The sequence below is a fragment of the Bacillus sp. FJAT-27001 genome, assembly GCF_019039175.1.
GTDB classification, from domain to species: Bacteria; Bacillota; Bacilli; order Bacillales; family Bacillaceae; genus Bacillus; species Bacillus velezensis.
In genome coordinates, this window is the sequence record NZ_JAHOAA010000003.1 from 203,392 (window position 1) to 229,686 (window position 26,295).

The following is a 26,295-nucleotide window of genomic DNA, read 5'->3' on the forward strand; positions in this document are numbered from 1 at the left end:
ATAATCTTCACGATATTGTAAAGAACCTGACCGCGGACTGACACGTCTCATATATGGACAGCAAAGCAAGGAGATGAAAAAAATGGACTTGTCAACAGCCCATATGGATGATTTGAAAACGGTCATGGAAGATTGGAAAAATGAATTATTAGTTTATAAATTCGCTTTAGATGAGCTGGATACGAAGTTTTCTATCATCAGCCAGGAATATAATCTGATTCACGGGCATAACCCGATCGAGCATACAAAATCACGCGTGAAAAGTTTTGAGAGTATCGTCAATAAACTGATGCGCAAAGGCTGCGATGTGACGACGCAGGAAATGAAAGAGCATATTCATGATATTGCGGGTGTCAGGATTATCTGTTCCTTTATTTCCGATATTTATAATGTCGCTGAGGTTTTGAAGCAGCATAAGGACCTGAAGATCGTAAAGGTGAAGGATTATATCAAACATCCGAAGCCGAACGGCTACCGCAGCCTGCATTTGATTATTGAAATTCCCGTTTATTTGACGAATCGTGTGGAATATGTGAAGGCGGAAATTCAAATCCGCACCATTGCCATGGATTTTTGGGCGAGTCTTGAACATAAAATTTATTACAAATTAAATAACGAAGTCCCAAAGCATCTGACCGACGAGCTGAAGGAAGCGGCGGACATTGCCCATTATTTAGACGAAAAGATGCTTGGGATTAAGAAAGAAGTCGATTAAACAATTGATGCATCACAACCAGCCGGACCGCTTTTATGTGCAGTCCGGCTGGTTGTTTTTATGTTTACGTGTTTTCGCTTTCCTGCGCGATATATTCTGACGATGATTCAGGCTGAAATCCTGATTGAATTTGAACAGAGAATGCAAAAGATATCAAATCGCAAACAGCACATTCCCGCAGAAAAAATGTGTAAGATCGAGGTTTACTTTTTTTAAAAAGGGAAAGACATTTATACAACAAAAAGGGAGATGAATATCAGTGGGAAAGAATGAAACAATGCATATCGTATCATGTGCCGATGATCATTATGCTCGTCATTTGGGTGGGATGTTCGCTTCTTTATTGATGAATATGGATAAAACAAGGGATGCGAAATTATATGTGATCGACGGCGGAATTACTGCCGAAAACAAGGACAAGCTTGAACAGACCGCGATGTCATTCGGGACGCCGCTTGAATTTTTAGAAGTAGACGCTGATCAATACAAGCATGCAGTCGAAAGCAGCCACATTACAAAAGCGGCTTATTACCGCATTTCCATCCCTGATTTAATTAAGGATGAGTCCGTAAAGCGGATGATTTACATTGATTGCGATGCAATTGTGATGGAAGATATTTCGGTTTTATGGGACTTGGATATTTCCCCGGCAATAGTTGCGGCGGTAGAAGACGCCGGACAGCATGAAAGGCTGAAAAAAATGAATATCAGCGACACTGCCAAGTATTTCAATTCCGGTATTATGATTATAGATTTCGAACCTTGGAGAAAACAAAATATTTCCGAAAAGGTGATTGATTTTATTAACGAAAACAGCTCGGAGGATTTTCTCGTGTTTCATGATCAGGACGCGCTTAACGCGATCTTATATGATCAATGGCATGAACTGCATCCGCGCTGGAATGCGCAGACGCATATTATCATGAACGAGAAAACGCCTCCTGAACTGATCGACCGTATACGTTACAGAGAAACACGTGCCGAACCGGCCATCGTCCATTTCTGCGGCAGCGACAAGCCTTGGAATACAGGCACCTCGCACCCGTATCGTGATCATTATTTCCGATATATGTCCTTTACGAAATGGAACACGATCGACCGCCCGGCCATGAACCAATAGGCAGGTGTGATGAAACGCTTGTGAAGCCGTTATCCGGCTCATAAGCGTTTTTTGCTATTTCACCCGAATCGCACGCACGCGTTTTTGCAGGCTGGTCTTTTCGGCAGACGGCTTCAATCGGCTGACTGCCGTTTGCGCCGCTGATTTTGCTTTTTTCGTCTTTGTTTTTTCAGCCGTTTTTACTTTGTCTCTAGCCTGCTGCCGGTTGAGTTTATCTTTTATCCGGTCAAGCCGTTTTTCCAGAGCGGTTTTTTCTTTTCCCGGCTGGATTTCGCTGACTGCTTTTTGGGCTTTTGCGGTGCTGGCCTCAGAGGTCTTTTTTTCCGCCTGCTTGACGCTGGCCTCAGCTGTTTTCAAAAGGCTTGAGTTGACAGCGTTCAGCCGCTTTTGCAGCCCTTTTTTCTCTGAACCGGCCGGTAATTTGCGAATGGCGCTTTGTGCGGCATTGACGGCGGTTTTTTTCTTTTGTTTTTCGGCAGTCCGGACTTTGTCTCTTGCGTCCGTCACATTTCTTGCCGTCTGAACTTTATTGATCCGGGACTCGAGAGCGGTTTTTCCCTTTGACTTGGACAGCTTGCTGACGGCCGTTTTTGCTTGATTGATATCTGCCTGTTTTTTCGTCTTTTCCGCTTTTATTACGGTCCGTTCGGCATAGCTCTTTTGCTTTACATGATATTGCACCAGGCCGTACCCGAATCGGCTGTCACGTCCGGGAGCGCCCAGATCTTTGACGTTTTGCTGCATCTGCTGCCGGAGCTGTGTATTTGTTTCCTCGGGATATTTCTGCCTGAGCAGCGCGAACATGCCGGTGACGTGGGGCGCGGCTTGAGATGTGCCGTCAGCCGTGGCGTACATTTGATTCAGATACGTGCTCGTAATATTGGTGCCGGGTGCGGCAAACTCAATTTGTTTTCCGGTCGTGGAAAAAGCCGCGAGCCCGTTTTTTTCAGTTGACGCTGAGACTGCCGTTACGCTGCTGTAGGCGCCCGGATAATTGACGGGTTTTTTGTTGCCGTCGTTTCCTGCGGCGGCCACGATCACGATTCCTTTTTTGTATGCTTTGTCTACGGCGTCGTGAAGAATTTGGCTGTCTGCGTTAGTTCCGAGGCTCATATTGATGATGTCCATTTTATTGGCGATCGACCAGTCGATCGCTTTAAGAAGGCTTTTAAGATCCCCTGCACCCTTTCTGTCTAATGCTTTAACCGCATATAACCGGACATCCGGCGCGATGCCGTCAATGCCGTATCCGTCATGTTTTGCCGCAATGATTCCGGCGACATGCGTCCCGTGTCCGTTGTCATCTTTGTATGAGGAAGTATAGCTGACTGCGGAATAGCCTCCGGCAATGGAAAGGTCATCATGAGGGTAAATGCCGCTGTCAATGACAGCCACTTTCACCTTTTTTCCCGTCAAGCCTTCTTTCCACGCCTGCTTGACCTGAGTCGGTTCTATATCCCATTGCGGCAGCGCGTAACTGCTGCTTTGGGCCGCTGATAACGGGCGGATATCAGAACCGCCTGCTGCCTGAAAGGATACATTGTCTTCTACATATAAGATGTCAGGGTCCTGTTTCAGGTCTTTCACCGTTTGTGAATCGGCTGACACGGCGACTGCCGGGAGATGCTGATAGGTCTGTTCCACATCCGCTCCGCTGTCTATGGCGGATTCCTTGCCGTTTTGATTTTTGTACACCACGATAACGTCCCGGTCGTGCGTCTCGGCGTGCGCGGGCGCCGCGGCGGAGAACAGGCCGGCGCACAAGGCCGCGGCCATTATCGGTTTCAGGGTGTGATACATTGCAATTCCCCCTTTTTCTTTATATATCGGCAGTGCGGAATTCTTTTTTTCCTGAGGGATAAGGAAAATTTCTGTATGCAAATGTAAGCGTTTCTAAAATATGATGGAGAAAATGCTTTAAGACATCTGCGCAATGAACTCAAAAAGGGGGTTTTTGATAAATGAGTACGTTCAATCGGGTCATGGAAGAAAAAATCATGCCTGTCGCCGGAAAAGTCGCCGGCCAAAGGCACTTAAGAGCTTTGCGGGACGGCATTATTTTGACTATGCCGCTTATCATCATCGGATCGGTTTTTCTGATTCTGACGAGTCTTCCGATTCCCGGTTATGCCGATTTTATGGCTGGTCTTTTCGGTGAAAATTGGGTTGAAAAGCTCGGGTATCCCGTGAATGCGTCCTTTGACATTATGGCGCTTGTCGCCGCCTTTGGGATTGCCTACCGGCTTGCGGAAAGCTATGAGGTGGATGCCCTGTCGTCGGGAGCCATTGCCCTTGCCGCCTTTTTATTGGCGACGCCGTATCAGATTCCGTTTATTCCTGACGGCTCGGCAACAGAGATTATGGTGGGAGGCGGCATTCCGATTTCGCTGCTCGGAAGCAAAGGTCTGTTTGTCGCGATGATCATTGCAATGCTGTCTACGGAAGTGTACCGGTTTATCATACAAAGAAATATCGTCATTAAAATGCCTGACGGAGTGCCGCCTGCGGTCAGCAAATCGTTCGTTGCGCTCATCCCCGGTTTCATTATTATTACGCTTGTATGGCTGGCCCGTCTGTTTATTGAAATAACTCCTTTTAAAAGCCTCCACAATGTCGTAGGCGATCTGCTGGGCACCCCGCTGTCTATTCTGGGCGGGAGTCTCGGCGGAAGTCTTATCGCCGAATTCGTGCAAATGCTGCTTTGGTCGTGCGGCATACACGGCGCGTCCATTATCGGCGGCGTCATGTCGCCGATCTGGTACGGGGCGATGGATGCCAACCGTTTGGCTTTTCAGGCGGGAGAAGCGCTGCCGAGCATTTTTACGACACAGTTCTTTCAAATATGGATTAATGTCGGCGGAAGCGGAGCGACGCTTGCCCTTGTGCTGACCATGCTTGTGCGCTCCAGAAGCAAACAGATGAAACAGCTCGGCCGTCTCGGAATCGGGCCCGCGATTTTTAACATTAACGAACCGATTATTTTCGGGATGCCGCTCGTCATGAATCCGCTGTTAATCGTGCCTTTTATCATTGCGCCTCTCTTGACCATTACGGCGACGTACATCGGGATGAGCACGGGGATGGTGGCAAAACCGGCGGGAATCGCCGTGCCGTGGACGATGCCGCCGCTGATTTCCGGTTATTTGGCGACGGGCGGGAAAATCTCCGGTTCGGTCATGCAGCTGATCAATCTCCTGATTACATTTATCATCTATTATCCGTTTTTCCGAATTTGGGATCTTCAAAAATGGAGAGAGGAACGGGCGGCGGAACAAAACGTCACTGAAGAAACATAAAAAAAACGGGCTCTTTCGCCCGTTTTTTTTAACGCTGGAAAAATTCGATCCATTCGCCGTCAGGTCCTTCAATGTAAAAGTAGCGGTACCCGTTCGGAAGCGTCGTGATTTCTTCATCGATAAATACGGCGCCCTGACGCTTCGCATGCGTGAACTCCGCCGCGATATCTTCAGTTAATAAAGCGACATGATGGACTTTTCCTTCTGCGGGAAGCTCGCTGCTGTAGCCCTGGATCAGCTCAATTTCTGTCTCCGGCCCTTCTTGAAAGCCGAGAAAGGCAAGTTCAATAATGCCGTTCGTATGAGTGATACGATCCTTTAACTGCATACCGAGAACATCTTGATAAAAGGCGATGGATGTTTCAATATCTTTGACCATAATGCCTGTATGGTCGATTCTTTTGGCTGTCATGGTTTTCCCCCTGTTTTGAATTTTTCGGGACAATGCGGTGTTGATCATGTTTTATGGTACGATAAGAGAAAGCAAAACGAAAGAGGAATGCACAATGAAGCTACTTACAGTGAAAGATACATTTGCCGGAAAGCTGAAAAAAGGATTCCCCCTGATTGAAAAAGACGCTCTGTCCGGAAGCTCGGCTCATTTAACAGAGGGCGATCTTTTTGATGTGACATCCGAGAAGGGTGAGTTTATCGGAAAAGGCTATTACGGTTTGCAGAATAAAGGAGTCGGCTGGGTGCTGTCCCGCGCGAGAGATGAACGGATCGACGGACGTTTCTTTCTGGACAAGCTGAAAAAAGCGGCTGAAGCAAGAGCCCATCTGTTTAAGGCGCCCGATACGACGGCGTTCCGGCTGTTCAACGGTGAGGGCGACGGCATCGGCGGCGTCACGATTGACTTTTATGACGGTTATCTGCTGATTCAATGGTACAGTAAAGGCATTTACGCTTATAAGGACAGCATGATTGAGGCGATTGACGGACTGGAGCTTTCTTATAAAGCGATCTATGAAAAGAAACGATTCGATACGGCCGGGCAATACGTGGAAGACGACGATTTTGTCAAAGGCGAAAGAGGAGATTTTCCGGTCATTGTTCAAGAAAACGGCATACGGTACGCGGTGGATTTAAACGACGGGGCGATGACGGGCATTTTCTTAGACCAGCGTCATGTGCGCAAAGCGATTCGGGATAAGTATGCAAACGGCAGACGGGTGCTGAATACGTTCTCTTATACGGGGGCATTTTCCGTTGCGGCGGCGCTTGGAGGAGCTGAGAAAACGACCAGCGTCGATGTCGCCAACCGCAGTCTCGCAAAAACGATTGAACAGTTCAGCGCCAACGGAATTGATTATGAGGCGCATGACATTAAAGTCATGGATGTTTTCAAATACTTCGGCTATGCGGAGAAAAAAGGGCTGGAGTTTGACCTCATCATCCTTGATCCGCCTTCTTTCGCCCGCACAAAAAAACGGACGTTCAGCGCGGCGAAAGATTATAAAAATCTGCTGAAGGAAACGATCGCCATCACCGCAAAAAACGGCATCATCGTCGCTTCGACAAACAGCAGCGCCTTCAATATGAAGAAATTTAAAGGCTTTATAGAGACCGCCTTTAAAGAAACAAATGAGCGTTACGACATTTTGGAAGAATACACGCTTCCGGAAGATTTCAAAACGATTCCCGCGTTTAAAGAAGGGAACTATTTGAAGGTTGTTTTCTTGCGGAAAAAATAAACAAAAAAGCCGGGCGTGAAGCTCCGGCTTTTTTCTATTCAATAATGTGCTGCACCCGGCCGATTCGTCCGTCTTCAAGGCGGACCTTAATGCCGCGCGGGTGGAAGCTTGAGTTCGTCAAAATATCCTTCACGATTCCTCTTGTCAGCTTTCCTGAACGCTGATCGGCTTTCAGGACGATATCGACTTCAAGTCCTTTTCTGATGCTGCTTCGCTGCTGGCCGTTCATATGACACATCCGTTCTTCAGTCTTTTCACTTCATATCTTATCATATCGTGTTTTCGTCATTTTATGAAGGACAGACAAATCAATCTGATTGGCAAATAAAAAAAGACCGCTCTGTAAGGAGCAGTCTTTTATGACATAAACGAAAGCAAAATCGGGGCCGCGCACAGCGTCATAATTGCGGCGAGAATCATGGACACGCTTGAGATCGTTCCTGATACGGAGCTGAGCTCAAATGCTTTAGATGTTCCCGCTCCGTGCGCGCTAGTTCCGAGCAGCACGCCCCGGGCAATTTCGTTATCAATGCGGAAATAGCGGATGACCATCGGCCCGATGATCGTTCCCAATAAAGCCGTTAAAATGACGAAAACCGCTGTAACGGCCGGCATCCCGCCGATCATTTCTGAAACGTTCATGGCAATCGGCGTCGTCACGGATCGCGGCACGAGACTGTCGACTAAGCTGCTGCCGAGATGGAACCATTTCGCGATAAAGGCCGTTGACAGAATGGCGATACATGAACCGACCGCTACGTTCAAAATAATTTCCACGGCGTATTTCTTTAAAATCGGGAAATATTTATAAAGCGGGATAGCGAACGCCACTGTTGCCGGCTGAAGCATATCGGTCAGCAGTCCGCCGCCGAGATTGTATGTCTGATACGGGACATTGACAAGAAGCAGCAGTACGACCAAAACAGCGGGCGTAATCAGAAGCGGCGACGTATACACCCGCGGAAAACGAGTGTAGAGTTTTTTCGCGCCCAAATATACTAAGACAGTTAAGAATAAACTTATGATTCCGATGAACACGTTTGTTTTTTCTCCTTTCTTTTTGCTATCAGCTGTGTAAGCGTACCTGTTGAAACCATCACGACAAATGTGCTGATGACGACGACAAGTAAAATGCTTACGCCGAATTTAGACATAATATCTCCGTATTCAATCACTCCGACGGCAGACGGGATGAAAAACAGCAGCAGCTCACCGAGGAGCCATGCTGCGCCAAGCTCAATCCATTCAAGTTTGATAATCTTGAAATGCAATAATGTGAAAAGAATCACAATCCCGATTATACTGCCGGGAATATTTATATGAAGAGCCGCCGTGACCCAATTGATCAGACGCGCAAATATAAACAGCAGAGCGATTTGAATAACGGTAAGCAGCAATTTTTTCATAATGATGCCTCCCTTATATTTATATTGTACAGAAGGTTTTGCTATAGGTAAAATACATATAAAGAATAATGTGTATTCCTTTTGTCTATAGAAAGGATGAAATGTAATGGATATCCGGCACTTAACGTATTTTTTGGAAGTGGCCCGTTTGAAAAGCTTTACGAAGGCTTCACAGTCTCTGTATGTTTCACAGCCGACAATCTCAAAAATGATTAAAAACCTGGAGACGGAGCTCGGCATTAAGCTGTTTTACCGCAATGGCCGGCAAGTTGAACTGACTGACGCCGGGCAGAGCATGTATGTGCAGGCGCAGGAAATCACAAAGTCCTTCCAAAACCTGACGTCAGAGCTGAACGATATTATGGAAGTGAAGAAAGGGCACGTCCGCATCGGTCTTCCGCCGATGATCGGGTCCGGCTTTTTCCCGAGAGTGCTCGGTGACTTCCGCGTCACATATCCCGATGTGACGTTTCAGCTTGTTGAGGACGGCTCTATTAAAGTGCAGCAAGGGGTGGAGGACGGCTCGCTTGATATCGGGGTCGTCGTACTTCCCGCGAATGAAGAGATTTTTCATACGTTCACAATCGTCAAGGAAACCCTTATGCTCGTCGTCCATCCGTCACATCGGCTCGCTGACGAGAAAGAATGCAGTCTCCACGAATTGAAAGAAGAGCCGTTCATATTTTTCAGGGAGGATTTTGTCCTTCATAATCGAATTATGACGGAATGCGTGAAAGCCGGATTCAGGCCTCACGTCATTTATGAAACGTCACAGTGGGACTTTATCAGCGAAATGGTATCGGCCAACCTCGGTATCGGCCTGCTGCCGGAAAGAATCTGCCGCGGTCTTGATCCTGACAAAGTCAGAACCATTCCGCTCGTTCATCCGGTCATTCCGTGGCATTTAGCCATCATTTGGCGGAAAGACCGCTATATGTCCTTTGCCGCCAGAGCCTGGCTGGAGCATACGAAATCGTATTTATGGAATCCGAAAAAGAGAAAAAAGGATGATTAAGCATGGACGCACAAACCGCAGCTCAACACTTGAGTAAAGTACGGGATCAAAACCCGCTCGTTCACAGTATCACCAATAATGTCGTCACGAACTTCACCGCTAACGGACTGCTCGCGCTCGGCGCATCGCCCGTTATGGCTTATGCAATTGAGGAGGCAGCCGACATGGCGAAAATCGCAGGAGCGCTCGTCCTGAATATAGGAACCCTCAGTTCGGCGTCGGTTGAAGCTATGATCGCGGCCGGAAAATCGGCCAATGAAAACGGCGTTCCGGTCATTTTTGATCCGGTAGGCGCCGGCGCCACGCCGTTTCGGACGGCATCAGCCCGCAAGATCATACAGGAGGTCCGCTTGTCCGTCATTCGCGGAAATGCCGCGGAAATCGCCAATATTGCCGGCGCCCCTGATTGGAAGATAAAAGGCGTGGATGCGGGGGAAGCCGGAGGAGATGTGGTTCAGCTCGCTAAGACGGCTGCAAGCGGGCTGAAGACGGTCATTGCGATTACCGGAAAAACCGACGTCATCTCCGACGGCACCGACACATACGCCGTACATAACGGTGATAAACTGCTGACGAAGGTGACGGGGGCGGGATGCTTGCTGACGTCTGTAATCGGAGCCTTCTGCGCAGCGGGGCAGGACGTTCTGCAAGCGGCCGTTTCAGCCGTTTCTGTATACGGAAGCGCCGCTCAGCTTGCCGCTCTGGACACCTCCCATAAGGGGCCGGGCAGCTTCCAGATTGAGCTTTTAAACAAGCTGGCAAGCATCTCAGAACAAGAAGCGGCCGAGCTTGCCGCAATTGAAAGGGTGACAGAAAAATGACGCGTATTTCTCGGGAAATGATGAAGGATATGTTATCGGTTTATTTTATTATGGGATCAAACAATACAAGCTCAGACCCCGTTTCCGTGGTGAAAAAAGCCATTGAGGGCGGCGCTACGCTTTTTCAATTTCGGGAAAAGGGGAGCGGTTCTTTAACAGGGGAGGAACGTGTCTTGTTCGCGAAGCAGGTACAGGATGTCTGCAGGCAGGCCGGGATTCCTTTCATCATTAATGATGATGTCGAATTGGCCTTGCGCCTTGAGGCGGACGGAGTGCATATCGGGCAGGATGACGCAGACGCCGAAGAAACGAGAGCGGCAATCGGCGATATGATACTCGGTGTGTCAGCACATAACGTCTCCGAGGTGAAGCGGGCGGAAGAAGCCGGAGCCGATTACGTCGGAATGGGCCCGGTCTATCCGACCGAAACAAAAAAAGATGCTGAAGCCGTGCAGGGCGTTACATTGATTGAAGAGGTGCGGCGTCAGGGCATCACCATTCCGATTGTAGGAATCGGCGGCATTACGGCTGACAACGCGGCGCCCGTCATTGAAGCGGGTGCAGACGGCGTCAGCATGATCAGCGCCATCAGCCAAGCCGAAGATCCAAAAGCGGCGGCGCGGAAGTTTTCAGAGGAAATTCGGCGCTCCAAAGCAGGGCTGTCCCGATAGGGCGGCCCTTTTTCTGTGTGCGCAAAAAGCCAGTGACGGACTTGGAGAATATAAGCCGTATGTCAAGAACAGGGCAATCAGCTTGCAATATCGACCGAAGTGTTTGACGGCTCTATCGCTTCGCTCAAAGTGATGCCTGAACCAATCATTGCCGGCGCCGAAGGCTTAAAAGCCCTCTATGAAACAGTGAAAAGCGCGCAGTGAGAGATCATTTCGAGGTCACGGAAAAACTTGATGCGGAATTCAGCGAATTTGAAGGTTTGATGTCGAAATACAAAACGTGCGATCAATCGTATATGTCTTGTGATACATTAAGTACAGATCAAATCAGAGAGATAAGCACGAAGCTGACGGCCCTTTCTGAAACCATGTCGAAGATTGCCGATGTGCTTTAAAAGGAGTTAAGACGCAGCATGAGCGATGAACAAAACAAGGAAAAACAGATCCACAGACGGGATGTCCTGAAGTGGGGCGCCGTCGCGGGCGCCGCCGTCGCTGTCGGAGCGAGCGGCCTCGGAGGACTCGCGCCGCTCTTCAAACCGGCGGCCACCGCTTCAAAGAAGAATGATGAAAAACGTGATCGTGATCAAATCGTTCCTTTTTACGGGAAGCACCAAGCAGGAATCACAACGGCGCACCAGACGTATGTGTATTTTGCAGCGCTTGATGTCATGTCAAGCGACAAAGCCGATGTCATCTCCCTTTTCAAACAATGGACAAGCCTGACGCAGCTGCTGACTTCAGGCGCCGTCCCGTCGGGCGAACAGAAAAATAAATATATGCCTCCGCAGGATACCGGGGAGTCGCAGGATCTGGCACCGGCGAATTTGACCGTTACCTTCGGCTTCGGCCCCGGGTTTTTCGAGAAAGACGGGAAGGACCGCTTCGGACTGAAAGATAAAAAACCGAAGCATCTCGCCGATATTCCGCCGATGCCTAACGACAAGCTTGATAAGAAACAAGGCGGCGGTGATATCGTCATACAGGTCTGCGCGGATAATGAACAAACGGCGTTTCACGCGGTGCGCAACCTGATGAAACAGGCATCGGGGGTGTGCGAAGTCCGCTTTCTCAATAAAGGTTTCTTAAGCGGCGGGAAAAACGGAGAAACACCGCGCAACCTCTTCGGATTTAAAGACGGCACCGGCAACCAAAGCACAAAGGATGAAAACCTGATGAATTCGATCGTTTGGGTTCAATCAGGAGAGCCTGACTGGATGACGGGCGGCACGTACATGGCGTTTAGGAAAATTAAGATGTTTTTAGATATATGGGACCGTTCATCCTTGAAGGAGCAAGAGGACACGTTCGGGCGGGTGAAAAGCTCGGGCGCGCCTTTCGGACAAAAAAAGGAAACTGATCCCGTGAAGCTGAATCAAATTCCCGCCGACTCGCATGTCAGCGTGGCAAAATCAACCGGCAGACAGATTCTGCGCCGGGCATTTTCCTATACGGACGGAATTGATCCGAAGACGGGCTATGTTGACGCAGGCCTGCTGTTTATCTGCTTTCAAAAAGACCCGGACCGCCAATTTGTCCCGATGCTGAAGGCTTTGGCGGCAAAGGATGCGCTGAATGAATACACACAAACGATCGGCTCTTCCTTATTCGCCTGTCCCGGCGGCTGTAAAAAAGGAGAATATATCGCCCAAAGGCTGCTGGAATCGTGACACCTTCCATATGGAGGGTGTTTTTAAAAAAAACACTTGTAACTACATATGTTACAACTTAAAATAAAAAGGAAAGGAGACTTACAATGACACTGCAGATTAAAGTATATTCTGATTATGTATGTCCGTTTTGCTTTGTCGGCAAAGCGGCGTTTGAAGAAGCAATCAAGGACAAGGACGTACAGGTGGAATGGATGCCGTTTGAATTGCGTCCGAGCCCCTCGCCGAAACTTGATCCGGTGAATGATCCCGCCAAGCGGCAGATGTGGAAAAACTCCATTGAGCCGATGGCGCAGTCGTTAGGCGTTGAAATCACGTTCCCCCGCGTGTCACCGCATCCTTACACGGATTTGGCATTTGAAGGCTTTCATTTCGCAAAGGAACATGGGAAAGGAAGCGAATACCATACACGCGTTTTTCAGGCGTTCTTTCAGGAAGAACAAAATATCGGTGACGTTGGCGTGCTGACAAAGCTTGCGGAAGAAGCAGGACTTGACGGCGCTGCCTTCAAAGAGGCGCTTGAGACAAGAGCGTACAGACACGTACAGCAGGAAGCGCTCCGCCATGCTTATGAAGAAGCCGGCATTACGGCAGTGCCGACGTTTATCATCGGCGATGAGAGAATCCCTGGCGCGGCGGGAAAGGAAACCTTTGAACAAATCATTGAGCGGGAACTGAATAAACGTTAACCCGAAAAAAGCCCTCTCGATCAGCGAGAGGGCTTTGCCATATAGTGTTTGACAAATGTTTGTCTGTCCGCTTCATATGCCGCGGCGTCAAATGAGTCGCCGCAAAAATGAAGGCACCAAGGGTCTTTCTGGCAGGCGACGCCGACTTGATAGCCGTGTTTTTGAAATTCAAGCGACTGTGATGTGTCGTAAAAATGAAAGCCGCGAAACAAATCCTCCCGCCACTCCACGTCATATTGAGCCGCCATTAACAAGCCGTCAATGGCGTCAGCGGGCGTAAACAGGCCGTCTTCATCGCCGTGCTCAAAGTCCAGCGGGTGATAAGCATTCCCCCGGTATTCAATCACTTTTCCCATCCGCTCTCCGCTTTCCCACCAAATGCCGTTCGGCGGCAGGGTTTTGCAGCCGGCGACACCGAGAAGGCCGAGCTCCTGATGAGTTTGAAAGATATGAAGCATGTCATGTAGGAAATGCTGATGAATGATAAAGGTATCCTGATGCAGATAAATTTTATATTTGGAGGGGTGTCTCAGCGCTTTGTTGTAGGACGAGGCCATGCTTGCTGAATCGTATATCGGCATGATATCAACGGAGTATGAAGGGGGGACGGTAAGCTGCATGATATGGCTCTTGCACCGGGAGTAGAGCGGCTCGTCATTCACACAGACGACAAACAGAAATGAATGTGAATCCATTACATGCTCCTCTCGGCCTCAATCACATATTGATACGCCGATGCTTCTGTCATAAAGTCATGCCTTATGCCAAGCTGTACGCATACTTCGTGCAATGCTGCGATGGCTTTGTGGTAAGAGGGGTGATCAACGCGGATCGCCTCAATGCGTTTCACCTCATAGCCGGCGGCTTTAAATAATGAAAGCGTCTCTTCACGGGTAAAAAAACGCAGGTGGGTCTGATCCATTAATCCGGCGTCACTGTAAGTCCATTTGCCGGCTAAAAGCTCCAGCACCACTGAGATGTGGCCGACATTCGGTATGCATGCAAGCACCGTGCCGTCTTTTTTTACATAAGGACGAAGCTTTTTCAGCACGGACCACGGGTCGATAAGATGCTCAAGAACGTCTCCGAACAGCATGCAGTCGAATTGTTCTGATTCGTACGGAAGAATGGCGGATTCAATGTCGCCGCAAAGCACGTGGCTCAATTTGCTTTCCGCCTTTTTTGCGGCTTCGGGATACGCTTCAATGCCGTAAACCGTTATTCCGCGGTCTTCGATCGCCGCTCCTAAATTGCCTGTGCCGCAGCCGACATCAAGCACTGTCCGCCAGTTTTCGTCTATTTTGTTCAATAAATAAGGATTCAGGCCTTCGTAGTAGTTCTGTTGTTTTTCATCATAATAGGGATTCGTATCCATCTGTGTATCACCTCATAAATGGGCATATACACAAGATATGCAGCGGGGGGATCTCATATCACCATGTTTGGCTGTTCAATTGCGGAATGCGGACGGGAATGGTTGTCCGGTATACGGTTTGTTCTCTGATTCCCCTCTTATTGCGGCTGTTCCTTTGAAAACTCGGGTGCGGGCGGACTGTGGCAGGTCATATAGTAAAAGGATCCGCCTGTAATCTTACCGCTGGCGGATGGTGTTTTTCATTGGTGTTTTTTTCTTCACCGCTTTTTCAGTATTTAAGAAGCGCCTCACATCGTCAATGTGCAAACCCATGATTCTAGCCTCTTGAATTAACAATTGCCAATCTTGATCTATATCTTTCATTACATGAGTTTTCATAAGAACCTCCAATTGAAAAATTGATTTGCCCAGCTACAGCAGCCAATGTATAACAAATATCACACATAGTTGGCCGGTAATCCCAAATTGAAGATGAATTCACCTACCTATTCCCTAAGAAAATGACTGAAATAACCAAAATCCTTCAAGAATTCTTACGTATAATAATAAACAAATAAATACTGACTGGATAGTATGCAAATAAAAATAAATCATATGACCTATTAATATTTACCCTCAAAGCGTCGACTAGCATATTCTTTTTGCATAAAAAATACCGCAAAAGAATGATTCGGTGTAAGATAAAGTGAATGATCAAACAGCTGGGGTAAAAAATGAAAAAAAACAAATTTCAAATTAAGAGAGAAGAAACATTTGAAAGTTTTATTGACGCAGGCCTTCATCTCCTGATTGAAAGAGCTTACGATTCAGTCTCAATCGATGACATCAGTAAAGCGGCGGGTTTCAGCAAAGGCGCGTTTTACGTTCATTTCGAAAGCAAGGAAGATTTTCTGAAGCATTTATTAGACAGGCGTCAGATTAAAAAAAGGATCATCACCGGCTATCTCGATGAATTAGAAAAGCAAACAGCGCGGCCGTTGACGCTTTGTGAAGCTGCGGCAAGCGCGGCCAGCCTGTTGATGCGGTTTGTAAACAGCAAGCCTGCCTGGAATGTTGTGTCTTTTGCCGTTCATATGCCTACTTACAAAGTCGTCAGTGAATATGAAGCTTATATCCATCTTTATAAGTTATGGATAGAAGAAAGCACCATGTACATAAATTGGCTCAAATCGAGAAATTTAATAGAAGACCATATAGATACCGAGCATACCGCTAAAATGATGTGCGCGCTCATCGACGGGATGATTAAGCAATCCAATGTGCTGGGAAGGCCGGTTACTTTCCGCAGCATGTTTGACGCGCTCTATGTTTTTGTCAGCGGCAGAAAATCAGGGTAACGTTCTTCTTGATTTGACAAAAGGTTTAGAAAAGTCTTTCAGAAAGTGAGGAACTGCCATGCGCTACAGAGAAATTATGATGTATATCATTATGGGGATATTCACGACCATCGTGAATATCGTCAGTTTTTACTTTCTGACGTCGGCATTTGAGATGGATTACAAGGCGGCGACCGTCGCTGCTTGGATTCTGTCCGTTCTATTTGCATATGTCACGAATAAACTGTATGTATTTCAGCAAAAGACCGCGGGGATGCGGAGTCTGATGAAAGAATTGACGGCCTTTTTCAGCGTGCGGGTATTGTCTCTCGCCATCGATCTCGCCATGATGATTCTTCTGGTCAGTCAATTTCATATGAACGAAACGTTGGCGAAAATCGCCGATAACGTCATTATCGTAGTCGTCAACTATGCGGCCAGCAAGTGGATTGTCTTCAGAAAAGCGAAAGAAGAGGGCGTGTCATAACGGTTTCTTTCCGCGCCCCGGGGGAAAGTGTAATAGTGAAAGGGGATGCGTATGAAGCACAAAATAAAGAAAGCGTTTGCTGATGTATTCGGGGAATCGGAGGACCTGCGCATTTTCTTTGCGCCCGGCAGAGTGAATCTCATCGGAGAGCATACGGATTATAACGGGGGCCACGTCTTTCCTTGCGCGCTGACGATCGGTACATATGCAGCCGTCCGGGAGAGAGGGGACAGGCTCGTCAGAATGTACTCTCATCATTTTAAAGATGCGGGCATAAAGGAATGCAGTCTCGATAATATCCGTTATCAAAAAGAGGACGGGTGGGCCAACTATCCGAAAGGGGTCATGGCGGAATGTCTCGGCAGCGGTTTTTCCCTTCCGCACGGCTTCGATATTGTGTTCTGGGGAAACATCCCGAACGGCGCGGGGCTGTCATCTTCGGCTTCGATTGAACTTGTTACGGCGGTCATTCTCAAGGAATGCCATGAGCTTGAGGCGGATATGCTCGACTTGGTGAAGCTCGCTCAGACGGCGGAAAATTCCTTTATCGGCGTCAGCTGCGGAATAATGGATCAATTCGCCATCGGAATGGGAAAGAAACATCATGCGATTCTGCTGAATTGCGGGACGCTCAGCTTTGAATATACAAAACTCGGGCTGTCGGGGCTGTCGATCGTTATTGCAAATACCAATAAAAAACGAACGCTTGCAGATTCAGGCTATAATACGAGGCTCAAGGAGTGCGGGGAAGCGCTTTGTGATCTTCAGAAGCATCTTTCCGTTCAATCACTGGGAGAGCTGACCCCTTCCGCTTTTGACGCCCATGCGGAGCTGATTCAGAATGAAGTGAACAGACGCCGGGCGAAACACGCCGTCTATGAAAATCACCGCACAATAGAGGCCGCCGACATGTTCAGTAACAATCAGCTTCATCATATCGGTGAATTAATGAGGGATTCGCATCTCTCTTTACGCGATGACTACGAGGTGACGAGTCATGAGCTGGATACACTGGCTGAAGCGGCCTGGCGCCACGGCGGGGTGATCGGATCAAGGATGACGGGAGCCGGTTTCGGCGGCTGTACGGTCAGTATCGTCAAGGACGATGCGGTTTCGGATTTTATTGAAACGGCAGGGGCCCGCTATGAGGAGAAGACAGGGAGAAAAGCTGACTTTTACACGGCGGATGTCGGAGCCGGAGCGAGAGAACTAAAGGGGGATGACGATGGCAATTGAGCGGCACGTGGAACGTTTAATCCGGTACGGATTGCAAAAAGAGCTGATTTCATTTCTTGATATTGAATATACGAGAAACCGTTTGTATGAAGCTTTGCATATCACCCATCCGGAGGTTCCAGAACAGAAAGAAAATGTATCGGCGGCATCATTGCCGGACATATTGGCCCCGATTTATGAATGGGCGGCAGAAACGGGCCGGATTGCAGCCGATACAGACACCTATCGCGACCTGCTGAGCGCGAAGATCATGGGCTGCTTTGCCCCGCAGCCGTCCGAGATTGTCCGTCGTTTTGAAGAAACAAAGGCGGTGCACGGACCGGAGCAGGCGACAAAGGCGTTTTACCGATTTTCAGAGGATGTGTATTATATCCGTTCGGACAGAATACAGCGGAATGTCGGGTGGACGGCTGAGACGGCTTACGGAAAGCTGGACATCACGATCAACCTTTCAAAACCGGAAAAAGATCCGAAAGCAATTGCCGCTGCCAAAGAGCAGCCTCAATCCGATTATCCGAGATGTGTTCTTTGTAAAGAAAATGTCGGGTACGAGGGGAGACCGGATCACCCGGCGCGTCAAAACCTTCGTGTCATTCCGGTAATTCTCGGCGATGAGCAGTGGTTTCTGCAATTTTCTCCGTATGTGTATTACCGGGAGCATTGCATCGTTTTGAAAGACCGGCACGAACCGATGAAGATCAGTAAAAAAACGTTTGACCGGCTGCTGTCGTTCGTCAGCCAGTATCCTCATTATTTTCTCGGTTCCAATGCTGATCTGCCGATTGTCGGCGGCAGTATTTTAAGCCACGACCATTTTCAGGGGGGCAATTATGAATTCCCGATGGCGCGGGCGGAGACAGAAAGCCGGTACAGGCTGCCTGACTATCCGAAAACGGTGTTGGGAATTGTGAAGTGGCCGATGTCGGTCATCCGCCTGCAAAGCGAGAGTGCGTCTGAGCTTTCCGGCGCGGCGGATGCCATCCTGCGGGCGTGGCGCGGTTATTCCGATGAGGCGGCTGATCTCCTCGCCCATTCAGGAGAAACACCGCACAATACAATTACGCCGATTGCCCGGCGGAGAAACGGTTTATTCGAATTAGATCTCGTCCTCAGAAATAACCGCACCTCTGATGAGCATCCGCTGGGAATTTTTCATCCCCATCAGGAAGTTCATCACCTGAAAAAAGAAAATATCGGACTGATTGAGGTAATGGGGCTTGCGATTCTGCCGGGCCGCCTTGAACAAGAAATGAAATACACGGCTGAAGCGCTGTGCTCACCGGACCCGGAAGCGGTCTTAACGGCAGACCCTTCTGCGGCAGCGCATAAAGATTGGGCGCTCAGTGTGCTGCATAAGCGGAAGGTAACGAAAGAAAACGCGGAACAGATTCTGAAAGAGGAAATCGGCCATGCCTTTGCGCGGATACTGGAGCATGCCGGCGTCTTTAAACAAACAGAAGAAGGCAGAGCGGCTTTCCGGCGGTTTATCCGCCATTTGGGCGCTCTACCGGAAAAAAGCCCCATCCCATAAGGGACGAGGCTTTTTTTTTATCCTCTGCTTCTGGCGATCAGGCTGAATAAGAACACCACGATCGCAGCTCCGATGATTGCCGGAATGATGGCAAAGCCGGCAAGGTGAGGGCCCCATGTGCCGAGCAGTCCGTGCCCGATCCATGCGCCGATCAGACCGGCGATCATTGACCCGATGATTCCCCCGGGCATACTGCCTTTTACAAATAAACTTCCGATCCAGCCGATAATAATAGCGACAATCAGAGATACGATAAAACCCATAAATATCACTTCCTATTTTTTATTATTTATGCCTATATGTTTCCTTCGTTTTGTCCATATTAAACATATGAATGTGTTTTTTATAATGAACATATCAAGGCGCGTTCCGGTCTTTTTTTTCACAATGCATTGCGTTAAAATGGAAACCGTGTGAAAAGGTGTGAGCAAAGGAAAAAATATTTCTTTTGTAGAATGTTTAACAAAATGAAACTTTTTGTTGACCAGCGTTTTTTATTATGGTAAACCTTTATTTGGTATTATTCGTTCTCACTATCTTTTTTCTCTATATATGCTAAATGATCTAAAACTTTTTATGTTTGATTTGCGCAAGTGGAAAAAGTTCATGCATTTTTTGACGATTTTGTGACATTAGGTCGAAAAAAAGATGAACTTTAGAAAAAAATAAAGCTAATAAGGGCAGATTTTGATAGCATAACAAGGTAGATAGAGAAAAGATTTTGAGAAAGTACATTTCAGATTCACTACATCAATAGGAAGGATGGTGATCTTCTTGTTCAGAGCATTTAAACCGTTACTTTTATTAGCGATGTTGGCTGTTGTTTTCGTACTGGGCGGATGCAGCGACATTTCCGTTTTAGATCCGAAAGGACCTGTAGCAGACCAGCAGAAAGATCTGATTCTCTTGTCAATCGGATTTATGCTGTTCATTGTCGGCGTCGTTTTCGTACTATTTACAATCATTTTAGTGAAATACCGCGACCGCAAAGGCAAAGACAGCGGAAATTACAAGCCCGAGATGCACGGCAACACGTTCTTAGAAGTAGTCTGGACAGTGATCCCAATTTTAATTGTTATTGCACTTTCTGTGCCTACCGTACAGACGATATATTCGTTAGAAAAAGCGCCTGAAGCGACAAAGGATAAAGAGCCTCTTGTTGTTTATGCTACTTCGGTAGACTGGAAATGGGTATTCAGCTACCCTGAGCAGGATATTGAGACGGTTAACTACCTGAACATTCCTGTAGACCGTCCGGTTTTATTTAAAATTTCTTCAGCCGATTCAATGGCATCGCTATGGATTCCTCAGCTTGGGGGACAAAAATACGCGATGGCGGGAATGCTGATGGATCAATACTTACAGGCTGACAAAGTGGGAACATATGAAGGCCGCAACGCGAACTTCACCGGCGAACACTTTGCCGACCAGAAATTCAACGTAAAAGCTGTTACGCAAAAAGACTTTAACAGCTGGGTGAAAAAAGCCCAAAGCGATTCTCCAAAGCTGACGAAAGAGAAGTATGACGAACTGATGCTTCCGGAGAATGTCGGTAAATTAACGTTCTCTTCTACACACTTAAAATACGTTGACCACGGCCAAGATGCCGAATATGCGATGGAGGCGCGCAAACGCCTTGGCTACAAAGCCGTATCACCGCACTCTAAAACAGATCCGTGGGAAAATGTAAAGAAAAACGAATTTAAAGTATCCGACGATAAACAAGATTGAAATTGAACAAGAAAGGAGGAAGCCCGAATGAAATTGAGATGGGATGAATTTTTTGTAACAGGTGACCCATTAATTCTGGGCGCACAAGTTTCCATTGCGCTTTCCACTATCGCTATCATCGTTGTACTCACATACTTCAAAAAGTGGAAATGGCTCTGGTCTGAATGGCTGACGTCTGTAGACCATAAGAAACTTGGAATCATGTACATTATCTCTGCTGTTATCATGCTGTTCCGCGGCGGGGTCGACGGCTTGATGATGCGCGCCCAGTTAGCGCTTCCTAATAACAGTTTTTTAGACTCAAACCACTATAATGAGATCTTTACGACTCACGGTACGATCATGATTATCTTCATGGCGATGCCGTTTTTAATCGGTCTGATCAACGTTGTCGTACCTTTGCAGATCGGTGCGCGCGACGTAGCATTCCCTTACTTGAACAACCTGAGTTTCTGGACGTTCTTCGTAGGTGCGATGCTTTTCAATATTTCTTTCGTTATCGGAGGTTCTCCGAACGCAGGCTGGACGAGTTACATGCCGCTGGCAAGCAACGACATGAGTCCCGGGCCTGGTGAGAACTTCTACCTGCTCGGTCTTCAGATTGCCGGTATCGGTACGCTGATGACGGGTATCAACTTTATGGTGACGATCCTGAAAATGCGTACGAAAGGCATGACGCTGATGCGTATGCCGATGTTTACATGGACGACGCTGATTACAATGGTTATTATCGTATTCGCCTTCCCTGTTTTGACAGTGGCATTGGCGCTGTTATCATTTGACCGTTTGTTCGGCGCTCACTTTTTCACGCTGGAAGCCGGCGGTATGCCGATGCTTTGGGCTAACTTGTTCTGGATTTGGGGACACCCTGAAGTATATATCGTTATCTTACCGGCATTCGGTATTTTCTCTGAAATTATTTCAGCGTTTGCAAGAAAGCAGTTATTCGGTTACAAAGCGATGGTCGGCTCAATTATCGCCATTTCCGTCCTGAGTTTCCTAGTATGGACTCACCACTTCTTCACAATGGGGAACAGTGCGTCTGTTAACTCTTTCTTCTCGATTACAACGATGGCGATTTCGGTTCCGACCGGGGTTAAAATCTTTAACTGGCTCTTTACGATGTATAAAGGCCGGATCAGTTTTACAACACCGATGCTGTGGGCGCTCGCGTTCATCCCGAACTTCGTTGTCGGCGGGGTAACAGGGGTTATGCTTGCGATGGCTGCAGCGGATTATCAATACCATAATACGTACTTCCTCGTATCTCACTTCCACTATGTGCTGATCGCGGGTACGGTATTTGCATGTTTCGCAGGATTTATTTTCTGGTATCCGAAAATGTTCGGTCACAAGCTGAACGAAAGAATCGGAAAATGGTTCTTCTGGATCTTTATGATCGGATTTAATGTATGTTTCTTCCCTCAATACTTCTTGGGGCTGCAAGGTATGCCTCGCCGTATTTACACATACGGACCGAATGACGGATGGACTGCATTGAACTTTATTTCAACTGTCGGAGCCTTCATGATGGGTGTCGGATTCTTAATCCTTTGCTACAACATCTACTACAGCTTCCGCTACTCTACTCGCGAGATCAGCGGAGATTCATGGGGCGTGGGACGTACGCTTGAGTGGGCGACTTCATCTGCGATTCCGCCGCATTACAACTTTGCGGTGCTTCCTGAAGTGAAATCTCAAGATGCGTACCTGCAATTGAAAGAAGACAAAACGGATATTCATCCGGAAAGCAAGTTCAAGAAAATCCATATGCCGCACAACTCCGGAAGACCGCTTATTATGTCAGTGGCGTTCGGTATTGCAGGCTTCGGACTTGTATTTGAATGGTTCTGGATGGGCATTGTCGGCTTGATCGGCATTCTGCTTTGCATGGTGCTTCGTTCATTTGAATATGACAATGGCTACTATATACCTGTTGAAGAAATAAAAGAGACGGAAAGAAAGATTTCCGAATAAAGGAGGCGTGATTTATGGAACATGCAGAACACGGCAATTCTAACGCGCCTATGGAATATCAATCTGAAACCGGCAGACTCAATATTCTCGGGTTTTGGATCTTTTTAGGGGCAGAGATTGTGTTGTTCTCAACACTATTTGCAACCTTCTTCGTTCTTCAAAGAAGAACAGCAGGAGGAGTCTTACCGGCTGAATTATTTGAAGTGAAGCTTGTCATGATCATGACATTCCTGCTTCTGATCAGCAGTTTCACCTGCGGGATCGCTGTTCATGAAATGCGTCGCGGAAGTTTAAAAGGCGTCGTCATTTGGACGATCATTACGCTTCTTCTTGGCGCGGGCTTCGTCGGATGTGAGCTTAACGAGTTCATCCACTATGTACATGAAGGAGCATCTCTCGGTACAAGTGCTTTCTGGTCTGGATTCTTCGTCCTTCTGGGAACGCACGGAACGCACGTAACGATCGGTATCTTCTGGATTGCCGGCATCTTACTGCAATTGAAGAAACGCGGATTAACGCCGCAGACGTCTTCAAAAATCTTTATCTCAAGTTTATACTGGCACTTCTTAGACGTTGTTTGGATCTTCATCTTTACAGGCGTCTATCTCATCGGATTGGGGGGACTATAATATGGCAAACAAATCTGCTGAACACAGCCACTTTCCGTGGAAGCATATCGTAGGTTTTGCGTTGTCTATTATTCTGACCCTGCTGGCCCTTTGGGTTGCAGTATATACGGAATTAAGCCCATCAGCAAAACTCTGGATCATTTTCGGATTCGCATTTATCCAAGCCGGTCTTCAGCTTCTCATGTTCATGCACATGACAGAAAGCGAAAACGGCGGAATTCAAGTCGGAAACACGCTCTTCGGATTTTTCGGAGCGATTGTTATCATCCTTGGTTCCATCTGGATCTTTGCGGCGCACTACCATCACGGTGACCATATGGATGGAAACCCTCCTGGCGGTGCGAAGCATCATTCCGAACATCAGGAATAAAAAGAAACCCTCTTCGTTTATGCGAAGAGGGTTTTTGGTGCCTTTATTGGCTTCTTCTCCGGCGCAGGCGCGGGAGGCCGTAAATGATAAAGGCGGCGATATGGGCAACGATGACGTTGACGGCAAACAGGATGATCATGAGTGTGTGGCCGAGAGGGGATAGGCTGCTGGTTGCGTAAAAGTAGAAGAAAACCCACATGAGAATAATTGGCGGTATGGCCGAAAGAGCGACTTTTTTGTTATCCAGCCAGATAAAGAGGGGTGTTGCGCTCGCGACCAGTAAATAAGCAAAAAACATGTCCATCTTACATGTCTCCTTTCATTTTATGGGAGCGTTTCCAAAATGAAATACAGAGAATGAAATGTGTCTGTTTTGTGGTCGTTTTTTGAACATTTTGTTACAATTATTATACCATGTTTTCCAATTTTTGATACCGCTTTTTCGAGAAATGTATTGCAACTATTGCCTCATTTTTGGATAGGTACAAGAAACCGGAAAGGCCAAATACCCTGTCACATTTCCGGACAATGGAATGGCGCAGGCTGTGAACCTTTGCTATGGTCAAAGAAAATATGCACAGCAAGGGTGGTTTGAAGTGGACGTAAGGAAAGAAGATGTCACAGCGCCGGATGTCTTTGCGCTTTTGCAGGATCATCTGAAGAGCATGACCATGCATTCTCCTCCGGAAAGTATACATGCGCTCAATGCGGACCGGCTGCGTCAGCCTGACGTTACGTTTTGGAGTGCGAGGGAAAACGGCATCCTGCTCGGCTGCGGTGCCTTAAAGGAGCTAAACAGCCGGCACGGTGAGATCAAATCAATGAAAACCTCTCCGCATCATGTCAGAAAAGGCGTTGCCAACCGGATCCTCCGCCATATGCTTGAAGAAGCAAGGCGGCGGGGCTATCATCGGATCAGCTTGGAAACCGGTTCTATGGAGGCTTTTCTCCCCGCCAGACGCCTGTATGAAAAAGCCGGGTTTCAATATTGTGATCCGTTTGCACATTATAAAGAGGACCCGAACAGCTTGTTTATGACGTTAAACATAGGCTGAAACCCCTTTTCTGACGAGAAGGGGTTTTTTATCGGAAAAGTTTCATCATGACCGAAACATTTCCTTTTCTGACACGTCATATGTCGTGTAGTCCCCAAACCGTAAAAAATAAAAAGGAAGCAACCTCATCATGTTTTCTTGAACGGTGTTCATGTATAATAAACAATAGTGACTTCCGATGAAAATGTAAGGCGGGATAGAATGAGTCGATATAAGAAACAGCAAAATCCCTATTATCAGGGGGATTTGATTTTTATATTTGGTGTGTTTTTAATAATTAGTGTTGCGGCGATTTATGCGGCCGGACAGTTCGGGCAGTACGGAGGCAGTGCCTGGATGAAACAGATTGTCTTCTATGTTATAGGTGCGGGATTCATCGGATTATTGCTGTACTTTGATTTAGAGCAGCTTGAAAAACTGAGTCTGTACGTATTGATTGCCGGTGTGCTGTCGCTGCTCCTTTTGCGTGTGGCACCGGAATCCATCGCGCCGATTAAAAACGGAGCGAAGAGCTGGTTTCAAATCGGAAACTTTACCCTCCAGCCCTCTGAGTTTACGAAAATAGGAATTATGATGATGGTCGCGTCCATTATATCGAAGGCGGGCCCGAAGGATCAAAGGTCACTTCGGGAAGATGTGAATCTGCTTTTGAAAATTGCGGCATGGACGGTTATTCCGATCGGGATGATCGTTTTGCAGGATGCCGGAACGGGTGCGATCTGTCTGTTTATCGTTATGGTGATGGTGTTTATGTCGGGTGTGAACTGGAAGCTGATCACCATTATCGGCGGTTCGGCCGCGCTTGTGCTTGGCCTTTTCTTAGTTCTCGTGATTGAATTTCCCCATGTGGCGAATTCAATCGGCATTGCGGATTATCAAATTAACCGGATTACATCGTGGATGTCTGACTCCAGTGCGGCAACGACTCAGGCAGAGAGCGATAAAAGCTGGCAGGTGGATCAGGCCGTTATGGCGATCGGATCGGGCGGCATTACCGGAAACGGCGTTCATAATCTGAAGGTGTACGTACCTGAGGGACAGACCGACTTTATCTTTGCGATTTTGGGTGAAAGTTTTGGATTTTTAGGCTGCGCCATTGCGGTTGTCATGTTTTTCTTTTTAATTTACAGACTTGTGGTGCTGATTGACCGCTTGCATGCGTTTAACCGATTTGGCGCGTTTTTTTGCGTAGGATTTACTGCACTTATCGTGATTCACACCTTCCAGAACATCGGGATGAATATCGGCATTATGCCGGTTACCGGTATTCCGCTGCTGTTTGTCAGCTATGGGGGGAGCTCGGTGCTTTCTACATTAATCAGCTTCGGGATCGTATATAACGCAAGTGTGCAGCTGACGAAATATAAAAGCTACCTGTTTAATTCTTAATGTGAGACGGCTCGTTTTTCGGGCTGTCTTTTTTTGTTTAGAGCATTTCGCTTTTGACATGATTCCCTTTCGGATATGATATAGAGAGAAGGAGGCTTTTAT

The 26,295-nt window shown here is 47.5% G+C and carries 29 protein-coding genes and 1 pseudogene; 20 read left to right on the top strand and 10 right to left on the bottom strand.

The genetic code is table 11. The features are described from left to right. The first annotated feature begins 82 nt into the window (after window positions 1-82). Both ywaC and BGM27_RS11175 read left to right on the top strand, forming a co-directional pair. A complete protein-coding gene (gene ywaC, locus BGM27_RS11170; protein WP_007407732.1) occupies window positions 83-715 on the top strand; it encodes a GTP pyrophosphokinase YwaC in 633 nt (210 codons plus the stop codon). Window positions 716-974: 259 nt separating this feature from the next. Next, window positions 975-1,835 (top strand): glycosyltransferase family 8 protein, encoded by an 861-nt coding sequence (locus BGM27_RS11175; RefSeq protein ID WP_007407730.1) that lies wholly within the window; start codon window positions 975-977, stop codon window positions 1,833-1,835. A gap of 54 nt (window positions 1,836-1,889) precedes the next feature. Here BGM27_RS11175 and BGM27_RS11180 read toward each other — a convergent pair whose 3' ends face one another. Beyond that, entirely contained in the window at window positions 1,890-3,635 is a 1,746-nt protein-coding gene (locus BGM27_RS11180; RefSeq protein ID WP_023842873.1) for a S8 family peptidase, read from the bottom strand. A gap of 161 nt (window positions 3,636-3,796) precedes the next feature. Between BGM27_RS11180 and celB the strand changes: the two genes are divergently transcribed. Continuing rightward, window positions 3,797-5,131, top strand: a complete 1,335-nt coding sequence (gene celB / locus BGM27_RS11185; protein ID WP_007407728.1) for a PTS cellobiose transporter subunit IIC — start codon at window positions 3,797-3,799, stop codon at window positions 5,129-5,131. Between the two features lie 28 nt (window positions 5,132-5,159). Here the strand turns inward: celB and BGM27_RS11190 are convergent, their stop codons facing one another. Further along, complete coding sequence (locus BGM27_RS11190; RefSeq protein ID WP_003150894.1) at window positions 5,160-5,543, bottom strand: glyoxalase GlxA; 384 nt, start codon at window positions 5,541-5,543, stop codon at window positions 5,160-5,162. A 94-nt stretch (window positions 5,544-5,637) separates the two neighbouring features. Between BGM27_RS11190 and BGM27_RS11195 the strand changes: the two genes are divergently transcribed. Then, window positions 5,638-6,825 (top strand): class I SAM-dependent rRNA methyltransferase, encoded by a 1,188-nt coding sequence (locus BGM27_RS11195; protein ID WP_007407727.1) that lies wholly within the window; start codon window positions 5,638-5,640, stop codon window positions 6,823-6,825. A gap of 34 nt (window positions 6,826-6,859) precedes the next feature. Here the strand turns inward: BGM27_RS11195 and BGM27_RS11200 are convergent, their stop codons facing one another. From BGM27_RS11200 to BGM27_RS11210, 3 genes are all read right to left on the bottom strand, one after another. After that, window positions 6,860-7,054 carry a YwbE family protein gene (locus BGM27_RS11200; protein WP_003150901.1) on the bottom strand — a complete coding sequence of 65 codons (195 nt, stop codon included), beginning with the start codon at window positions 7,052-7,054 and terminating at the stop codon, window positions 6,860-6,862. A 128-nt stretch (window positions 7,055-7,182) separates the two neighbouring features. Continuing rightward, window positions 7,183-7,863: a CidB/LrgB family autolysis modulator gene (locus BGM27_RS11205; RefSeq protein WP_007407726.1), complete on the bottom strand. Its 681-nt coding sequence runs from the start codon at window positions 7,861-7,863 to the stop codon at window positions 7,183-7,185. Further along, window positions 7,845-8,231, bottom strand: coding sequence for a CidA/LrgA family holin-like protein (locus tag BGM27_RS11210; protein ID WP_007407725.1), 387 nt, complete (start codon window positions 8,229-8,231; stop codon window positions 7,845-7,847). Before BGM27_RS11210 ends, BGM27_RS11205 begins: the two co-directional genes overlap by 19 nt. 106 nt (window positions 8,232-8,337) lie before the next feature. On the opposite strand from BGM27_RS11210, the gene cidR reads away from it, so the two are divergent. The 6 genes and pseudogenes from cidR (at window position 8,338) to BGM27_RS11240 (ending at window position 13,097) form a co-directional block, all read left to right on the top strand. Continuing rightward, window positions 8,338-9,246 (top strand): cidABC operon transcriptional activator CidR, encoded by a 909-nt coding sequence (gene cidR / locus BGM27_RS11215; protein ID WP_003150908.1) that lies wholly within the window; start codon window positions 8,338-8,340, stop codon window positions 9,244-9,246. A gap of 2 nt (window positions 9,247-9,248) precedes the next feature. Further along, window positions 9,249-10,067, top strand: coding sequence for a hydroxyethylthiazole kinase (gene thiM, locus BGM27_RS11220; RefSeq protein WP_003150909.1), 819 nt, complete (start codon window positions 9,249-9,251; stop codon window positions 10,065-10,067). Continuing rightward, window positions 10,064-10,738, top strand: coding sequence for a thiamine phosphate synthase (thiE, locus tag BGM27_RS11225; protein WP_007407724.1), 675 nt, complete (start codon window positions 10,064-10,066; stop codon window positions 10,736-10,738). The genes thiM and thiE overlap by 4 nt, the downstream gene beginning before the upstream one ends. 75 nt (window positions 10,739-10,813) lie before the next feature. Then, window positions 10,814-11,133, top strand: a pseudogene (locus tag BGM27_RS11230) (Efem/EfeO family lipoprotein); the annotation flags it as partial. Window positions 11,134-11,151: 18 nt separating this feature from the next. Further along, window positions 11,152-12,408: an iron uptake transporter deferrochelatase/peroxidase subunit gene (gene efeB, locus BGM27_RS11235; RefSeq protein WP_007407721.1), complete on the top strand. Its 1,257-nt coding sequence runs from the start codon at window positions 11,152-11,154 to the stop codon at window positions 12,406-12,408. 86 nt (window positions 12,409-12,494) lie between these two features. Beyond that, window positions 12,495-13,097, top strand: coding sequence for a DsbA family oxidoreductase (locus BGM27_RS11240; protein ID WP_007407720.1), 603 nt, complete (start codon window positions 12,495-12,497; stop codon window positions 13,095-13,097). Between the two features lie 20 nt (window positions 13,098-13,117). Here the strand turns inward: BGM27_RS11240 and BGM27_RS11245 are convergent, their stop codons facing one another. The 3 genes from BGM27_RS11245 to BGM27_RS11255 form a co-directional block, all read right to left on the bottom strand. Continuing rightward, window positions 13,118-13,792 carry a glycosyltransferase family protein gene (locus BGM27_RS11245; RefSeq protein ID WP_007407719.1) on the bottom strand — a complete coding sequence of 225 codons (675 nt, stop codon included), beginning with the start codon at window positions 13,790-13,792 and terminating at the stop codon, window positions 13,118-13,120. Beyond that, on the bottom strand, window positions 13,792-14,472 hold the full coding sequence (locus BGM27_RS11250) for a class I SAM-dependent methyltransferase (RefSeq protein WP_007407718.1): 681 nt from the start codon (window positions 14,470-14,472) through the stop codon (window positions 13,792-13,794). The genes BGM27_RS11245 and BGM27_RS11250 overlap by 1 nt, the downstream gene beginning before the upstream one ends. Window positions 14,473-14,688: 216 nt before the next feature. Next, window positions 14,689-14,850: an anti-repressor SinI family protein gene (locus tag BGM27_RS11255; protein ID WP_003150917.1), complete on the bottom strand. Its 162-nt coding sequence runs from the start codon at window positions 14,848-14,850 to the stop codon at window positions 14,689-14,691. A 335-nt stretch (window positions 14,851-15,185) separates the two neighbouring features. Here BGM27_RS11255 and BGM27_RS11260 point away from each other — a divergent pair, with 335 nt between their 5' ends. From BGM27_RS11260 to galT, 4 genes are all read left to right on the top strand, one after another. After that, entirely contained in the window at window positions 15,186-15,809 is a 624-nt protein-coding gene (locus tag BGM27_RS11260; RefSeq protein ID WP_007407716.1) for a TetR/AcrR family transcriptional regulator, read from the top strand. A 79-nt stretch (window positions 15,810-15,888) separates the two neighbouring features. Then, window positions 15,889-16,275 carry a GtrA family protein gene (locus BGM27_RS11265; RefSeq protein WP_032863219.1) on the top strand — a complete coding sequence of 129 codons (387 nt, stop codon included), beginning with the start codon at window positions 15,889-15,891 and terminating at the stop codon, window positions 16,273-16,275. Window positions 16,276-16,326: 51 nt separating this feature from the next. Continuing rightward, window positions 16,327-17,511: a galactokinase gene (locus BGM27_RS11270; RefSeq protein ID WP_007407714.1), complete on the top strand. Its 1,185-nt coding sequence runs from the start codon at window positions 16,327-16,329 to the stop codon at window positions 17,509-17,511. After that, window positions 17,501-19,042 (top strand): UDP-glucose--hexose-1-phosphate uridylyltransferase, encoded by a 1,542-nt coding sequence (gene galT, locus BGM27_RS11275; protein ID WP_007407713.1) that lies wholly within the window; start codon window positions 17,501-17,503, stop codon window positions 19,040-19,042. The genes BGM27_RS11270 and galT overlap by 11 nt, the downstream gene beginning before the upstream one ends. Window positions 19,043-19,059: 17 nt before the next feature. On the opposite strand, the gene BGM27_RS11280 is transcribed toward galT, so the two are convergent. Further along, window positions 19,060-19,305 carry a GlsB/YeaQ/YmgE family stress response membrane protein gene (locus BGM27_RS11280; RefSeq protein WP_003150926.1) on the bottom strand — a complete coding sequence of 82 codons (246 nt, stop codon included), beginning with the start codon at window positions 19,303-19,305 and terminating at the stop codon, window positions 19,060-19,062. A 502-nt stretch (window positions 19,306-19,807) separates the two neighbouring features. On the opposite strand from BGM27_RS11280, the gene qoxA reads away from it, so the two are divergent. Genes qoxA through qoxD form a run of 4 tightly spaced genes read left to right on the top strand, consistent with a single transcriptional unit; the run spans window position 19,808 to window position 23,749 of the window. Then, a complete protein-coding gene (gene qoxA, locus BGM27_RS11285; protein WP_012118744.1) occupies window positions 19,808-20,773 on the top strand; it encodes a cytochrome aa3 quinol oxidase subunit II in 966 nt (321 codons plus the stop codon). Window positions 20,774-20,800: 27 nt separating this feature from the next. After that, a complete protein-coding gene (qoxB, locus tag BGM27_RS11290) occupies window positions 20,801-22,750 on the top strand; it encodes a cytochrome aa3 quinol oxidase subunit I (RefSeq protein WP_012118743.1) in 1,950 nt (649 codons plus the stop codon). Between the two features lie 14 nt (window positions 22,751-22,764). Further along, on the top strand, window positions 22,765-23,379 hold the full coding sequence (qoxC, locus tag BGM27_RS11295; protein ID WP_003150930.1) for a cytochrome aa3 quinol oxidase subunit III: 615 nt from the start codon (window positions 22,765-22,767) through the stop codon (window positions 23,377-23,379). Between the two features lies 1 nt (window position 23,380). Continuing rightward, on the top strand, window positions 23,381-23,749 hold the full coding sequence (qoxD, locus tag BGM27_RS11300; protein ID WP_007407711.1) for a cytochrome aa3 quinol oxidase subunit IV: 369 nt from the start codon (window positions 23,381-23,383) through the stop codon (window positions 23,747-23,749). A 43-nt stretch (window positions 23,750-23,792) separates the two neighbouring features. Here qoxD and ywcE read toward each other — a convergent pair whose 3' ends face one another. Next, a complete protein-coding gene (gene ywcE / locus BGM27_RS11305) occupies window positions 23,793-24,053 on the bottom strand; it encodes a spore morphogenesis/germination protein YwcE (protein ID WP_003150937.1) in 261 nt (86 codons plus the stop codon). 292 nt (window positions 24,054-24,345) lie between these two features. Here ywcE and BGM27_RS11310 point away from each other — a divergent pair, with 292 nt between their 5' ends. Beyond that, a complete protein-coding gene (locus BGM27_RS11310) occupies window positions 24,346-24,804 on the top strand; it encodes a GNAT family N-acetyltransferase (protein WP_007407710.1) in 459 nt (152 codons plus the stop codon). Window positions 24,805-25,005: 201 nt separating this feature from the next. Then, on the top strand, window positions 25,006-26,193 hold the full coding sequence (locus tag BGM27_RS11315) for an FtsW/RodA/SpoVE family cell cycle protein (RefSeq protein WP_007407709.1): 1,188 nt from the start codon (window positions 25,006-25,008) through the stop codon (window positions 26,191-26,193). The last annotated feature ends 102 nt before the right edge of the window (window positions 26,194-26,295 follow it).